The organism is Bosea sp. ANAM02 (assembly GCF_011764485.1).
GTDB lineage: Bacteria > Pseudomonadota > Alphaproteobacteria > Rhizobiales > Beijerinckiaceae > Allobosea.
Map to the genome: position 1 here is coordinate 2,706,651 of NZ_AP022848.1, position 14,676 is coordinate 2,721,326.

15 protein-coding genes are annotated in these 14,676 nt (G+C 67.4%); 14 read left to right on the plus strand and 1 reads right to left on the minus strand.

All coding sequences use genetic code 11. From position 1 onward, the window contains the following. Window position 1 precedes the first annotated feature (1 nt). The 14 genes from OCUBac02_RS13085 to OCUBac02_RS13150 all read left to right on the plus strand — a co-directional run bounded on the left by OCUBac02_RS13085 (window position 2) and on the right by OCUBac02_RS13150 (window position 13,905). A complete protein-coding gene (locus OCUBac02_RS13085) occupies window positions 2-1,513 on the plus strand; it encodes an NADH-quinone oxidoreductase subunit M (protein WP_173046154.1) in 1,512 nt (503 codons plus the stop codon). Between the two features lie 9 nt (window positions 1,514-1,522). Next, window positions 1,523-2,950 carry an NADH-quinone oxidoreductase subunit NuoN gene (nuoN, locus tag OCUBac02_RS13090; protein WP_173046156.1) on the plus strand — a complete coding sequence of 476 codons (1,428 nt, stop codon included), beginning with the start codon at window positions 1,523-1,525 and terminating at the stop codon, window positions 2,948-2,950. 117 nt (window positions 2,951-3,067) lie between these two features. After that, window positions 3,068-3,853 (plus strand): biotin--[acetyl-CoA-carboxylase] ligase, encoded by a 786-nt coding sequence (locus OCUBac02_RS13095; protein WP_173046158.1) that lies wholly within the window; start codon window positions 3,068-3,070, stop codon window positions 3,851-3,853. Window positions 3,854-4,077: 224 nt separating this feature from the next. Beyond that, complete coding sequence (locus tag OCUBac02_RS13100) at window positions 4,078-5,748, plus strand: ribonuclease J (protein WP_173046159.1); 1,671 nt, start codon at window positions 4,078-4,080, stop codon at window positions 5,746-5,748. A gap of 105 nt (window positions 5,749-5,853) precedes the next feature. Next, complete coding sequence (gene mce, locus OCUBac02_RS13105) at window positions 5,854-6,258, plus strand: methylmalonyl-CoA epimerase (RefSeq protein ID WP_047575196.1); 405 nt, start codon at window positions 5,854-5,856, stop codon at window positions 6,256-6,258. Window positions 6,259-6,263: 5 nt separating this feature from the next. Further along, a complete protein-coding gene (locus OCUBac02_RS13110) occupies window positions 6,264-6,671 on the plus strand; it encodes a RidA family protein (protein WP_173046160.1) in 408 nt (135 codons plus the stop codon). Continuing rightward, window positions 6,668-6,898: a DUF1467 family protein gene (locus OCUBac02_RS13115; protein WP_173046161.1), complete on the plus strand. Its 231-nt coding sequence runs from the start codon at window positions 6,668-6,670 to the stop codon at window positions 6,896-6,898. Before OCUBac02_RS13110 ends, OCUBac02_RS13115 begins: the two co-directional genes overlap by 4 nt. Before the next feature lie 606 nt (window positions 6,899-7,504). Next, a complete protein-coding gene (locus tag OCUBac02_RS13120; RefSeq protein ID WP_047575246.1) occupies window positions 7,505-8,053 on the plus strand; it encodes a peptidylprolyl isomerase in 549 nt (182 codons plus the stop codon). A 43-nt stretch (window positions 8,054-8,096) separates the two neighbouring features. Next, the gene (locus OCUBac02_RS13125) at window positions 8,097-8,741 is read left to right on the plus strand and encodes a hypothetical protein (RefSeq protein ID WP_173046162.1); all 645 of its coding nucleotides are present in this window, start codon (window positions 8,097-8,099) and stop codon (window positions 8,739-8,741) included. Further along, window positions 8,741-9,211: a peptidylprolyl isomerase gene (locus OCUBac02_RS13130; protein WP_173046163.1), complete on the plus strand. Its 471-nt coding sequence runs from the start codon at window positions 8,741-8,743 to the stop codon at window positions 9,209-9,211. The genes OCUBac02_RS13125 and OCUBac02_RS13130 overlap by 1 nt, the downstream gene beginning before the upstream one ends. Before the next feature lie 177 nt (window positions 9,212-9,388). Next, the gene (queA, locus tag OCUBac02_RS13135) at window positions 9,389-10,480 is read left to right on the plus strand and encodes a tRNA preQ1(34) S-adenosylmethionine ribosyltransferase-isomerase QueA (RefSeq protein ID WP_173046164.1); all 1,092 of its coding nucleotides are present in this window, start codon (window positions 9,389-9,391) and stop codon (window positions 10,478-10,480) included. 133 nt (window positions 10,481-10,613) lie between these two features. Next, window positions 10,614-11,276, plus strand: a complete 663-nt coding sequence (locus OCUBac02_RS13140) for a tetratricopeptide repeat protein (protein WP_173046166.1) — start codon at window positions 10,614-10,616, stop codon at window positions 11,274-11,276. Between the two features lie 134 nt (window positions 11,277-11,410). Next, on the plus strand, window positions 11,411-12,808 hold the full coding sequence (gene der / locus OCUBac02_RS13145) for a ribosome biogenesis GTPase Der (protein ID WP_173046168.1): 1,398 nt from the start codon (window positions 11,411-11,413) through the stop codon (window positions 12,806-12,808). Next, window positions 12,808-13,905 carry an NAD(P)/FAD-dependent oxidoreductase gene (locus OCUBac02_RS13150; RefSeq protein WP_173046170.1) on the plus strand — a complete coding sequence of 366 codons (1,098 nt, stop codon included), beginning with the start codon at window positions 12,808-12,810 and terminating at the stop codon, window positions 13,903-13,905. Before der ends, OCUBac02_RS13150 begins: the two co-directional genes overlap by 1 nt. 5 nt (window positions 13,906-13,910) lie before the next feature. On the opposite strand, the gene OCUBac02_RS13155 is transcribed toward OCUBac02_RS13150, so the two are convergent. Then, window positions 13,911-14,651, minus strand: coding sequence for an SDR family NAD(P)-dependent oxidoreductase (locus tag OCUBac02_RS13155; protein WP_173046171.1), 741 nt, complete (start codon window positions 14,649-14,651; stop codon window positions 13,911-13,913). Window positions 14,652-14,676: the final 25 nt, after the last annotated feature.

Genomic DNA, 14,676 nt, shown 5'->3' on the forward strand with positions numbered 1-14,676 from the left:
GATGTTCGGTTTCGGTATCCTCACCGGTCTTCTGATCCTGCCGCTGGTCGGCGCTGCCTTCATCCTCGTGCAGCGCGGCGATCAGGCCTCGGTCGACTCCAACGCCCGCTGGGCCGCGCTGATCACGACGGTCCTGACCTTCGCGCTCGCCTGCGTCGCCTGGGGCAAATTCGACACCGCCAATCCCGGCTTCCAGATGGTCGAGACCCATGGCTGGGTTTCGGATGCCATCAAGTTCAAGCTCGGCGTCGACGGCTTCTCCTTCCCGTTCATCGTGCTGACGGCCTTCCTGATGCCGTTCTGCATCGTCGCGTCCTGGACCTCGGTCGAGAAGCGGGTTCGCGAATACATGATCGCGTTCCTCGTCCTGGAGGCGCTGATGATCGGCGTCTTCGCGGCGCTCGACCTCGTGCTGTTCTACCTGTTCTTCGAGGCGGGCCTGATCCCGATGTTCCTGATCATCGGCATCTGGGGCGGCAAGCGGCGCGTCTACGCCTCCTACAAGTTCTTCCTCTACACGCTGCTCGGCTCGGTCCTGATGCTGCTCGCCGTGATGGCGATGTACTGGAACGCCGGCACCACCGACATCCCGACGCTGCTGGCGCACAAGTTCCCGTCGCAGATGCAGACCTGGCTGTGGCTCGCCTTCTTCGCCTCCTTCGCGGTGAAGATGCCGATGTGGCCGGTCCATACCTGGCTGCCCGACGCGCATGTCGAGGCGCCGACCGCGGGCTCCGTCGTGCTGGCGGCGATCCTGCTGAAGATGGGCGGCTACGGCTTCATTCGCTTCTCGATCCCGATGTTCCCGGAAGCCTCGGCGCTGTTCGCGCCGCTGGTCTTCGCCCTCTCGGTCGTCGCCATCGTCTACACCTCGCTGGTGGCGCTGATGCAGGAGGACATGAAGAAGCTGATCGCCTATTCCTCGGTCGCCCATATGGGCTTCGTGACGATGGGCCTGTTCACCCTGACGCCGCAGGGCATTCAGGGCGCGATGTTCCAGATGGTCAGCCACGGCCTGGTCTCGGGCGCGCTCTTCCTCTGCGTCGGCGTGATCTACGATCGCATGCATACCCGCGAGATCGCGGCCTATGGCGGCCTGGTGAACCGGATGCCGGCCTATGCCGTCGTCTTCATGGTCTTCACCATGGCCAATGTCGGCCTGCCCGGCACGGCCGGCTTCGTCGGCGAGTTCCTGACGCTGCTCGGCGCCTTCCGCGCCAATCCCTGGGTGGCGTTCTTCGCGACCTCCGGCGTCATCCTCTCGGCGGCCTATGCGCTCTGGCTCTATCGCCGTGTCGTGTTCGGCGAGCTGACCAAGCCCGAGCTGAAGGACATCAGGGACCTGAACGTCCGCGAATACCTGACGCTGGTCCCGCTGGTCCTGCTGACGATCTGGTACGGCATCCAGCCGCACACGATCCTCGACGCCTTCGCGGCGCCGACCGAAGCGCTCATCAAGAACTATCAGGCAGCCCTCGCCGTCGCGAAGACGGCGCTGGCGGCCGCGCAGTAAGGTCTCGTCATGGCTCTGCCCGCTCTCGGCCCGGCCCTGCCGGAAATCATCCTCGCCCTCGGCGCCATCGCCATGGTGTTGGTCGGCGCGATCCAGGGCGAGCGCGCGACGCGCCTGCTCGAAGGGCTGGCGCTGGCGCTGCTGGCGGTCGCGCTGGTCATGGTCGTGTCGGGCACCGGCAAGATGCTGACCTTCAACGACGGCTTCATCGCCGACGGCTTCGCCCGCTTCATGAAGGTGCTGACGCTGCTCGGCGCCGGCGCCGCGATCCTGCTCTCGGCCGATACGCTGCGCCGCCAGGGCACGATGCGCTTCGAGTTCCCGATCCTCGTCGTGCTCTCGACCATCGGCATGATGATGATGATCTCGGCCAACGATCTCATCAGCCTCTATGTCGGCCTGGAGCTGCAGTCGCTGGCGCTCTATGTCGTCGCCGCCTTCGATCGCGACAACGCCAAGTCCACGGAAGCGGGCCTGAAGTATTTCGTGCTCGGCGCGCTCTCGTCGGGCATGCTGCTCTATGGCGGTTCGCTGGTCTATGGCTTCACCGGCACCGTCACCTTCCCGGGCATTGCTGCGGCGACGGCCGGCGGCCATGCGGGCATCGGCCTGATTTTCGGCATCGTCTTCATCGCGGCCGGCGTCGCCTTCAAGATCTCGGCCGTGCCGTTCCACATGTGGACGCCGGACGTCTATGAGGGCGCGCCGACCCCGGTCGCCGCCTTCTTCGCCTCGGCGCCAAAGATGGCCGCCATGGCGATGGTGATCCGCGTCTTCATCGGCGCCTTCCCCGGCGCGATCCATGACTGGCGCCAGATCATCGTCTTCATCTCGATCGCCTCGATGGGTCTGGGTGCCTTCGCCGCGATCGGCCAGACCAACATCAAGCGCCTGCTCGCCTATTCCTCGATCGCCAACATGGGCTATGCGCTGGTCGGCCTCGCTGCCGGAACGGCCGAGGGCGTGCAGGGCGTGATGACCTATATGGCGATCTATCTCGCCACGACGCTTGCCGCCTTCGCCTGCGTGCTGATGATGCGCCGCGACGGCAGGCTGGTCGAGGACATCTCGGAACTCGCCGGCCTGTCCCGCACCAATGGCTGGATGGCCTTCGCGATGGCGATGATGATGTTCTCGCTCGCCGGCATTCCGCCGCTCGCCGGCTTCTGGGCCAAGTGGTACGTCTTCCTCGCCGCCATCAACGCCAAGCTCTACGTGCTCGCCGTTGTCGGCGTGCTGACCAGCGTCGTCGGCGCCTATTACTACCTGCGTCTCGTCAAGGTGATGTATTTCGACGAGCCGAAGCCGGCTTTCGAAAAGTCCGATCTCGGCGTGCGCGCCGTGCTGGTGGTCTCGGCGCTCTTCGTGCTGGTGCTTTCGCTGGTGCCGGCGCCGCTGTTCAATGCGGCCGAGGCGGCTGCGAAATCGCTGTTCTGATGCTTCCCCGTCATGGTCGGGCATGTCCCGACCATCCACGTCTTCTCTGGTCGAAAGCTGTGTTCATGACGCGGATGCTCGCCATAAGGGCGAGCATGACGGCGTGGACCAACGGCCATGCTCGGTGAGGCCGCCCGCGACGCGGGCTATCGTCTGATCATCCGCGACGAGGTCGGCTCCACCATGGAGGAGGCCCGGCGCGCGCTGGACCAGGGCGAGCCGGGCAAGCTCTGGATCGTCGCCCGCAGCCAGAATTCGGGCCGAGGCCGCCATGGCCGGCAATGGGGCTCCCCGCCCGGCAATCTCTACGCCAGCCTGCTGCTGACCGATCCATGCGAGCCCGCGCTCGCTCCTCAGCTCGGCTTCGTCGTGGGCTTGGCCCTGCATGATGCCGCCGCGAAAATGCTCGGGCCGGCCGCTTCCGGCCTCAGGCTGAAATGGCCGAACGACCTCCTGCTCGATCGGGCCAAGACCTCGGGCCTGCTGCTGGAGGGCGAGAGCCGGGCAGGGCGCTTCAATGTCATCGTCGGCTGTGGTGTCAACATCGGCTCCTGCCCCTCGGACACGCCGTACCCTGCGACCTTCCTCAAGGCATCGGCGCCGCAGGCCAATGTCGAGGCCATGCTGACGGGCCTGAGCGACGCCTTCGCCCGGCGCTTCGCCATCTGGTCTCAACCCGGCGGCTTCGGGCCGACCCGCGCCGCCTGGCTGGAGCGTGCCGCCTTCCTCGGCGAGACCATCACCATCCGCCTGCCCGAAGGGCCGCTCGCCGGCATCTTCATCGGTCTCGACCCGACCGGGCGCCTCGAACTCGAAACCGAAACCGGACGCCGCGTGATCGATGCCGGCGACTTGTTCTTCGGCACGCCCGGCGGCGAGGGGGAAGCTGGTCTGCCACGCTGAGACCATGCTACAGGATGCCATCGGTTCCACGCGGTCATCCCGGGCGACCGAAGGACGACCCGGGATCCATGCCGGAACGCGAACCGGAAAGGCTCCGGCATGGATACCGGATCTCCGCTTCGCTTCGTCCGGGATGACCCGCGTATCCCGAAAGATCTCCCGGTAGGCCGGCATTGGCGCGCAATGGTGCGTCCTTGGCGGCTGCCATGCCTTCAGGACACCCCGTGACCCGCTCCAGCGACCTGCTCGTCTTCGTTCCCCTCGGCGGCCTCGGCGAGATCGGCATGAACGCCGCTCTTTACGGCTTCGGGCCCGAGGGCCGACGAAAGTGGATCCTGGTCGATTGCGGCCTGTCCTTCGCCGGGCCGGAGGCGCCGGGCGTCGATATCGTGCTGCCCGACCTGCGCTACATCATCGAGGAGCGGGCGAACCTCCTCGGTATCATCATCACCCACGCCCATGAGGACCATATCGGCGCGCTCGCCGCGCTTTGGCCCTCGCTGCGGGCGCCGGTCTATTGCACGCGCTTCGCCGCCGGCCTGCTCGCGACGCGACGCCTCTCCGAGCCCGGCGCGCCGAGCGTCGAGATGAATGTCGTGCCGCAGGGGGGCGCCATCACGCTCGGCCCGTTCGACATCGAGTTCGTGCCGGTTGCGCATTCGATCCCGGAATCGAACGCGCTCGCGATCCGCACGCCGGCAGGCCTCGTCGTCCATACCGGCGACTGGAAGATCGACCCGACCCCGCGCGTCGGCCTGCCGACCGACGAGAAGCGCCTGCGCGAGCTCGGGGAGGAGGGCGTGCTGGCGCTGGTCTGCGATTCCACCAATGTCATGCGCGATGGCACCAGCCCGAGCGAGGCCGATGTCGCGGCCAAGATGAAGGAGCTGGTCGCGTCCGCGCCGGGGCGCGTCGCCGTCACCACCTTCGCGTCGAACGTCGCGCGCCTGCGTGCAGTCGCCGAAGCCGCCATGGCCAATGAGCGCGAGGTCGTGGTCGTCGGCCGCGCCATGGACCGCGTCATCGATGTCGCCCGCGAATGCGGCTATCTCGACGGCATCTCCGGTTTCCGCCCGGTCGATGCCTACGGCTACCTGCCGCGCGACAAGGTCGTGGCGCTGGTCACCGGCAGCCAGGGCGAGCCGCGCGCCGCGCTCTCGCGCATCGCCTCGGACGACCATCCCGAGATCGCGCTATCGCCAGGCGACCGCGTGATCTTTTCGTCGCGCACCATTCCCGGCAACGAGAAGTCGGTCGGCAACATCCTGAACGCGCTCGCCCGCGACAAGATCGAGATCATCACCGACCGGACGCACCTGGTCCATGTCTCCGGCCACCCGCGCCGCGAGGAGATGGCGCGGCTCTATGGCTGGCTGAAGCCGCAGATCGCGATCCCCGCCCATGGCGAGGACCTGCATCTGGCCGAGCACGAGACCTTCGCCCGCAGCCTTGGCGTCAAGCATGTCCTGCGCGCCGGCAATGGCGATGTCGTGGCGATCTCGGGAGAAGGAGCCCGCAAGGTCGACGAGGTCCGGCATGGCCGGCTCTACCAGGACGGCTCGCTCCTGGTGAACGCGCTGGAGCGGACGATCCAGGAGCGCCGCCGCCTGTCCTTCGCCGGCATCGTCTCGATCGCGGTCGCGATCGACGACAAGGGCGGCATCGCCGGCGAGCCGGAGATCGCCGTGCTCGGCCTGCCGCCGCGCACGCTCGGCGGCATCGATTTCGACGAGTATGTCGCCGATACCGTCGGGGACCTCATCGACAATATCCCCAAGGCGCGCCGCCGCGATCCCGAGGCCCTGCGCAACGCGCTGGAGCGCGGGGTGCGCAGCGCGGTCAACGAGGAGTGGGGCAAGAAGCCGCTGGTGCATGCGCTGGTGGTCGAGGTGTAGGGTACGGCCCGTATGAAATAGCGCCGTCATTCCGGGCGTAGCGCAGCGCAGACCCGGGATGACGCGGTGTTTCTGAGTTGAACGGATGTGATCGGGAAGAGGGATATGATCGGACGCCTGAACCACGTCGCCATTGCGGTGAAGGACCTCGAAGCCTCGACGGCGCTCTATCGCGATACGCTGGGGGCGCGCGTGTCGCAGCCGCAGGCCGAGCCGGAGCACGGCGTCACCGTCGTCTTCGTCGAGTTGCCCAACACCAAGATCGAGCTGCTGGAACCGCTCGGCGCCGACTCGCCGATCGCGAAGTTCCTTGAGCGCAACGCCGATGGCGGCATCCACCATATCTGCTACGAGGTCGACGATATCCTCGCGGCACGAGACCGCCTGAAGGCGCAGGGCGCCCGCGTGCTGGGCTCCGGCGAGCCGCGTATCGGCGCCCATGGCAAGCCCGTGCTGTTCCTGCATCCCAAGGATTTCCTGGGCACGCTGGTCGAACTCGAACAGGCCTGACGACGATGACCGACTTCGCTTCGACCGAGATCGCTTTCCTGGGCCAGCCGGAGGCCGGCTCGCCGCGTCCCTTCAGCGCCGCGACTGTCGCGGGCGGGCTCGTCTTCGTCTCCGGCCATTCGGCGCCGCATGATCCGGCGCGCGGCATCCATCGCGGCCAGACGCCGGCCGAGGAGGTCCGCAATGCGCTCGGCCGCGTCGCCGAGATTCTGGCGGAAGCCGGGAGCTCCCTTGATCGCGTCGTCCAGATGACGATGCTGATTACCGACCCGGCCGATTACGCCGTCTGCAACGCCGAATACGTGAAGCATTTTCCGGGCGGCCTGCCGGCCCGCCATACCGCGCGCTTCGGCGTGCCCACCGAGGCACGGGTCGCCTTTTCCTGCATCGCGCTCGCGGGGAAGCCGGCATGAACGTCGTCGGCGGCCTTGCCCTTTATTTCGTGATCTGGTGGATCACGCTCTTCGCTGTGCTGCCCTTCGGCATCCGCAGCCAGGATGAGGCGGGCGATGTCGTGGCCGGGACCGAACCCGGCGCGCCGGTGTTGCCGGGCCTTCTCAAGAAAGCCGTCATCACCTCGCTGATCGCGGCGGTGATCTTCGTCTGTGTCTGGTATGTCTGGGTGACCTACGACATTTGAGCCGGCTTCGAAAGAACGGCCGTCATTGCGGGGCTTCGCGCAGCGAAGAGCCCGGAACCCATGAGCACGACGCTGCCGTCATGGTCGGGCTTGTCCCGACCATCCACGTCTTCCTTCATCGCAGGTGGTGTTCAAGGCGTCGATGCTCGTCACAAGGGCGAGGATGACGGCTTTTGGACCAATCTCGTGTTCTTGGGTTCCGGCCTGAGGGCCCGCCCCGGAATGACGGCGAGTTAGGGATTCCGCCCAAGAAAAAAGGCAAGGCCGATGCCTTGCCTTTGATAGTCCGCTTTTACCGCTGCACCGGCACACGTCTTCGGAAAGCGTGCGACTCGTTTTGCAAGGCGGGCGTTTGTTCCTCCCAAGACCTGGTCCGCAGCGCTTCGACCCGCAAAGCGCTCCCAGCGCCGGAAGGATTAGCCGATTGTGACGGCGCTGTCATCAGTTTAGGCAGCGTCAGCCTGGAATTTTTGCAAGATTAGTCTCCATTGCACTTGTGCAGTGCAGCAAGGGCAGGTCGCTGAATCGAACGATGCCTTGTTCCGGCCAAAGGATAGGGCTATCGACCGGCATCCGCCGGGCTCGCCGGCGGCCATGGAGATCTTCATGCTGCGCAGCTCGCTCGCCGCCCTTGCCGTCGTCGCCTCGTTCGGTTTCGCCCAGGCGCAGACGCCGAAGCCCGATCCGCAAAACACCGTCATCCTCGAGACCAAGGACGGCCCGGTGACGATCCGCCTGCGGCCGGATCTGGCGCCGAAGCATGTCGCGCAGATCAAGACGCTGGTGAAGCGTGGTTTCTACGACGGCATCGTCTTCCACCGCGTCATCGACGGCTTCATGGCCCAGACCGGCGATCCGACCGGCACCGGCACCGGCAAGTCCGACCTGCCGAACCTGCCTGCCGAATTCACGCCGACCCCCTACAAGGTCGGCTCGGTCGGCATGGCCCGCTCGTCCTCGCCGGATTCGGCCAATTCGCAGTTCTTCATCTGCTACGAGGGCTGCGGCTCGCTGACCGGCCAGTACACGCTGTTCGGCGAAGTCGTCTCGGGCATGGATGCGGTGCGCAAGATCAAGAAGGGCGCTCCCGGCAGCGGCCAGGTGAGCGGCCCCGACAAAATCGTCCGCATGCGCCTGCAGGCCGACGCCAAGTAAGCCGGCAGGGTTGCGCGCAGGGCGAGCCGGGGAGGGTGCGACGATGGTTCGGACGGCTCTGATCGGGATCACCCTCGCGCTCTGCGCGAGCGGGGCGCTCGCGCAGGACACGCGCGATCTCGGCCTGCCGCCGCCCTCCGGCTCGCAGAATCTGGTCCTCCCTCCGCCCTCGGGCTCGCAGAACCCGATCCTGCCGCCGCAGAGCGGCCAGCGCTACAATCCGGGTATCGGCGGTCCCTTCAGCGGCAATGACGTCCCCGGCCTGGATCAGCGCCGCCTCGGCTCGCCGCGCCAACTGCGCGGCGGCGGCGAGATCGGACTGATCGGTCAGGTCACGCCGGACAATCCGCCGGATGGCGCGGAGACCGTCAACCGGCTTGACGAGATCGCTCCCGCGCTCCGGCGGTGCTGGAATCCGCCGCCGCTGCCTGGCGACCTGACCGGAGCGATGGTCTCGCTTCGCTTCAGCCTACGGCGCGACGGCAGTCTCTTCGGCCAGCCGCGCGTCACCTGGGAAACGAAGCGCGGCGATGCCGCATTCCAGCAACGCTTCAGCGACTCCGCCGTCGCCGCGATCCGCTCCTGCACGCCGATGAGGTTGTCGGCGGGCCTCGGAGCGAGTATCGCGGGGCGACCCTTCACCATTCGCTTCCACGGCCGCACGCGGCTCAACGAAAGGCAGACCTGATGTCGCTGGATCCCGAGAACACCATCGTGATGGAAACCACCAAGGGCAAGGTGGTGATCAAGCTGCGTCCCGACCTCGCGCCGGGCCATGTCGAGCGCATCAAGCTGCTCGCCCGCGAGGGCTTCTATGACGGCATCGTCTTCCACCGCGTCATCGACGGCTTCATGGCCCAGGTCGGCTGCCCGCATGGCACCGGCACCGGCGGCTCGAGCTATCCGGACCTGACTCAGGAGTTCAACGCCGAGCCGCATGTGCGCGGCATCTGCTCGATGGCCCGCGCCCAGAACCCGAACTCGGCCAACAGCCAGTTCTTCATCGTGTTCGACGATGCCCGCTTCCTCGACAAGCAGTACACCGTCTGGGGCGAGGTCGTGGAAGGCATGGAGAATGTCGACAAGATCAAGCGCGGCGAGCCTGTGCGCGATCCCGACTCGATCGTCTCGATGAAGTTGATGGCCGACGCGGCCTGAAGCTGACGTTTCCGCCTCCTCCGTCATGCTCGGTCTTGACCCGAGCATCTCAGGACGAGAAGGCGCCCTTTCCTGCAAGAGATTCTCGGGTCTGCGCTTCGCGTCGCCCGAGAATGACGCGTGGCACCCTCCGGCTTGACCCGCGCGTTTGTGCGATAGGCAACAAACTCCAGCCCGATGAACGTCGATCTCTTCGATTTCGACCTGCCCGAGGAACGTATCGCGCTGAGGCCCGCAAGCCCGCGCGATGCGGCGCGGCTGCTCGTCGTGCGCCCGGACGCTCCCGAGCCGCTGGAGGATCGCGGCATCCGCGATCTCGTCGTGCTGCTTCAGCCGGGCGACGCGCTCGTCCTCAACGACACGCGCGTCATCCCCTCCCGCCTGCGCGGGCGACGCTATCGCGGCGCGGATTCGGCCCGCATCGAGATCATGCTGCACAAGCGCGAGAGCGAGGATCGCTGGCTCGCCTTCGCCCGGCCGGCCAAGAAGCTGGCGCTTGGCGAACGCGTGGTCTTCGATTCGGAAGCCGCCAGCAATGCCTGCGAGCTTGGCCGTCTGCAGGCCGAAGTGATCGCCAGGGGCGAGGGCGGTGAGGTCGAATTGCAGTTCAGCCTGACGGGCGCCTATCTCGACGAGGCGATCGCGCGGCTCGGCGAATTGCCGCTGCCGCCCTATATCGCCGGCAAGCGCCCGACCGATAGCGCCGACACGGCCGACTACCAGACCCATTTCGCCCGGAACGACGGCGCCGTCGCCGCGCCGACCGCGGGCCTGCATTTCACGCCGGACCTGCTGGCGGCATTGGACGCCCGCGGCGTCAGCCGGCATTTCGTCACGCTCCATGTCGGTGCCGGCACCTTCCTGCCGGTGAAGGCCGACGACACCGACGATCATCGCATGCATGCCGAATGGGGCACGGTCTCGGCCGAGACCGCCGCCGCCCTCAATGCCGTCAAGGCGAGGGCCGGGCGCATCGTCTGCATCGGCACGACCTCGCTGCGCCTGATCGAGAGCGCTGCGGCCGAGGATGGCACGATCCGGGCCTTCTCAGGCGACACCGCGATCTTCATCACGCCCGGCTACCGCTTCCGCGCGGTCGACATGCTGATGACGAACTTCCATCTGCCGCGCTCGACGCTGTTCATGCTCGTCTCCGCCTTCTGCGGATTGGACATGATGAAACGGGCCTATGCCCATGCGATCGCAGCGAATTACCGCTTCTACTCCTACGGCGACGGCAGCCTGCTGTTCAGGGCGGGCCGATCGTAGAGCGGGGCGCATGCCGTTCCGGGGCGCTGCCGGAGCCGGCAGCGCCCCATGCAGGCCGCACCATGCGCTGAACCGGCTCGCATTCCCCTCCCGAAAATGCTACCGGGCTCCCAACAGGGATTTTGACAGTCAAATGGCCGATATTTTTCGCGAGATCGATGAGGAAGTCCGCCGCGACAAAGCTGCGGAGCTCTGGAAGAAATATGGCTGGGTCGTCACCAGCCTTGCCGTGCTGGCGGTGCTCGCCGTTGCCGGCTGGCAGTACTGGCTGCATCGCGAGAATCAGGCTTCGCAGGCCGTCGGCGCGCGCCTCGAAGCGGCGCTGAAATCCTCCCGCGACGGCGACGCCGCCCAGGCCGAGACCATCCTGAAGGAACTCTCGACCACGGCGCCGGCCGGCTATCGCCTGATCGCCCGCTTCCGCCTCGCCGCCGAGACGGCCAAGCGCGATGCCGCCGCCGGCGTCGCCGCCTTCGATGCGCTCGCTGGCGACGCCTCGCTCGACCAGACTTCCCGTGACCTCGCCAAATTGCGCGCCGGCATCCTGCGTGTCGATCTCGCGCCCTATCCCGAGGTCAAGACGGCGCTTGAGCCGCTCGCGACCGCTCAGGGCGTCTGGCGTCACACGGCCCGCGAATTCCTCGGCATCGCCGCGCTCAAGGCGGATCTCTTCGAGGATGCCGGGCGCTGGTTCGACGCCGCGATCACCGATCCGCAGGCGCCGGCGGCCCTGCGCCAGCGCGTCGAGCTCTATCTCGCTCTGGTCCGTGGCGGTCCCGTCACGGTGAAGAACTAGAAGACCACGCGAGTCATCCCGGGCGACCGGAGGGAGACCCGGGATCCATGCCTGAGCGTTTCCGCTAAAGTTCAGGCATGGATCCCGGCTCGGCGCTTCGCTTGGCCGGGATGACCACGGAATATGTGAAACGCATGACAGCCATCGTCGCCCTGATCGGGCGCCCCAATGTCGGCAAGTCGACGCTGTTCAACCGGCTGGTCGGCAAGAAGCTCGCGCTGGTCGATGATCGGCCGGGCGTGACGCGCGACCGCCGCGAGGGCGACGCCACCCTCGGCCATCTCCGCTTCAAGGTGATCGACACCGCCGGTCTCGAGGAGGCCGACAAGGATTCGCTTGCCGGCCGTATGCGCGCCCAGACCGAGACCGCGATCGCGCAGGCCGATGTCGTGCTCTTCATGATCGACGCCCGCCTCGGCATCACGCCGATGGACCAGCCCTTTGCCGATCTGGTGCGCCGCTCCGGCAAGCCGGTGATCCTGCTCGCCAACAAGGCCGAGGGGAAGAAGGGCACCGACGGCATCATCGAGTCCTACGGCCTCGGCCTCGGCGACCCCGTGCCGTTCTCTGCCGAGCATGGCGAGGGCACCTCGGACCTGCTGGAAGCGCTCGCGCCTTACATCCCCGACGAGCCCGAGGACGACGAGGACGAGACGGCCTGGGCCGACGTCCCCGCCGCAGATACGGATGACGAGGAGGATATCGATCCCGATCGTCCCTTGCGCGTCACCATCATCGGCCGCCCCAACGCCGGCAAGTCGACCCTGGTCAACCGCATGATCGGCGAGGAGCGGATGCTGACCGGTCCCGAGGCCGGCATCACCCGCGACACCATCTCGGTCGACTGGGAATGGCGCGGCCGCAAGGTCAAGCTCTTCGACACCGCCGGTATGCGCAAGCGCGCCCGGATCGAGGAGAAGCTGGAGAAGCTGTCGGTCGCCGACTCGCTGCGCGCGATCCGCTTCGCCGAGGTCGTGGTCGTGCTCCTCGACGCTACCATCCCCTTCGAGAAGCAGGACCTGACGCTGGTCGACCTGACCGAGCGCGAGGGCCGGGCGGTCGTCATCGGCCTCAACAAATGGGACCTCGTCGCCGACAAGCAGGGCCTGCTGGCCGAGCTCAAGGAGAAGGCCAACCATCTGCTGGCGCAGGTGCGCGGCGTGCCGATCATCCCGCTCTCCGGCCTCGCCGGCGAGGGCATCGACAAGCTGATGCAGGGCGTGTTCTCGGCCTATGGCGTCTGGAACCGCCGCGTCTCGACCGCGCGCATCAACCGCTGGCTCGAAGGCGTGCTCTCGGCCCATCCGCCTCCAGCCGTGGCCGGGCGGCGCATCAAGATCCGCTACATGACGCAGGCCAAGGCGCGGCCGCCGACCTTCGCGCTGTTCGGCAACCAGCTCGATCATCTGCCGGTGTCCTACACCCGCTATCTCGTCAACAATCTCCGGGACGCTTTCGAGCTTCCGGGCACGCCGATCCGCCTGCATCGCCGCGGCGGCGCCAATCCCTATGACAAGGAGCGCAAGGGCTGATGAAGGTCGCGGTCGTCGGCGCCGGTATCGCCGGGCTTTCCACCGCCTGGTCGCTGAACAGGCGCGGGCATGAGGTGACGCTCTATGAGCAGGCGCCGCAGATCCCCAACCGCTATGCGGCTTCCGGCGACCAGCACCGCATCATCCGCCGCGCCTATGGCGGCGCCGACGGCTATGCGCGCACCATCACCGAGGCCTTCGAGGCCTGGAGCGAGCTCTGGGCCGATCTCGGCAAGCAGCATTACACGCCCTGCGGCGTGCTCGGCATTTCCCAGACCGGGGGCGACGAGGGCGAGGAATACCGCGAGGGCCTCGACCGCATGGCCTCGCCCTACGAGCTCTATGATGCGGCCGAGGCCGCCCGGCGCTATCCGTTCATCGACGCCGCGACGATCCGCTACGCCTATCTCAGCCCGGAGGGCGGCGCGCTCTTCCCGGCCCGCATCGCCGCGGACATGGTCCGCCTGCTGCGCGAGCGCGGCGTCACCCTGCGCGAGGGCGCGACGGTCGCCGCGATCGACCCCGAGAGCGGGCGCATCGCACTGGCCGATGGCGAGGCGGCGAGCTTCGACCGCATCGTCGTCAGCTCCGGTGCCTGGGTGCTGAAGCTCCTGCCGGAGCTTGCCGACGTGCTCACGACCTATCGCACCGCCGTCGCCTATCTCGCCCCGCCTGATGACCTGAAGGCGGCCTGGGAGGCCGCTCCGGTCATCGTCGATGTCGGCGGCTCGGTCGATGGCTATGTCCTGCCGCCGGTCGACGGCACCGGGCTCAAGGTCGGCGCCGGCGTGCACAAGCGCCCGCGCCAGCCCGACGAGGAGCGCGAGCCGCGGGCAAGCGAGGGCGAGCAGATCCGCGACTATTTCTCCCCGCCCTTCGCGCGCATCGGCGAGTACCGCGTCGAGCGCGTCGTCACTTGCGCCTATACTTTCACGGCGGACCGCAAGTTCCTGTCGCGGCAGATCGGCCGGGTGACGGCGGTTTCCGCCTGTTCCGGCCATGGCTACAAGTTCGGTGCGTCTGTCGGCCGGCGCGTCGCGGCCGCCGTCGAGAGCGGCGATCAGGCCGGCCTGCTGCGCTGGCTGCGCGCCGAATAGCGCGATCAGACCGGTAATTGCGGGGTGAGCACCTTACCCTGCGGGAAGTCGAAGATCTTGCCGCTCTCGGCCCAGTCGGGCGATGCCAGCCGGACCAGATGCGGCGCCAGCTCCTCCGGCGTCTTCAACGTTTCCGGGTCTTCGCCCGGCATCGCCTCGGCCCGCATCTTGGTGCGCAACGGCCCCGGATTGACCAGCATGAGCTTGACCGGCGTCGTCGCCGTCTCGGCCGCATAGGTGCGCCCCAGAGCCTCCACGGCGGCCTTGGAGACCGAATAGGGGCCCCAATAGGCCGTGCACTTATGCGCGGCGCCCGAGGTCATCAGCAGCACGCGACCGGCATCGGATGCGCGCAGCGCCGGATCGAGCGCCTTGAGCAGGCGCCAGTTGGCGGTGACGTTGATGTCGAGGACCCGGGCCCAGTCCTTCTCGGTGACATGGTCGAGCGGGCTGAGCGAGCCGAGCACGCCGGCATTGGCGAGCAGGATGTCGAGCTTGCCCCAGCGCTCCGTCACGGCGTGGCCGAGCTTCTCCAGCCCGCCGGCATCGGCGAGGTCGAGCGGAACGAGTGTGGCGCTGCCGCCGGTCGCGACGATCTCGTCGTCAAGCTCCTCAAGTGCCCCGGAGGTGCGGGCGAGCGCGACGACATGCGCGCCGGCTTCGGCGAAGGCGAGCGCCGCGGCCCGGCCGATGCCGCGCGAGGCGCCGGTGACGAGCGCGACGCGCCCCTTGAGCGGTTGGGTCATCGGTCAATCCTCATGGCCATCGTCT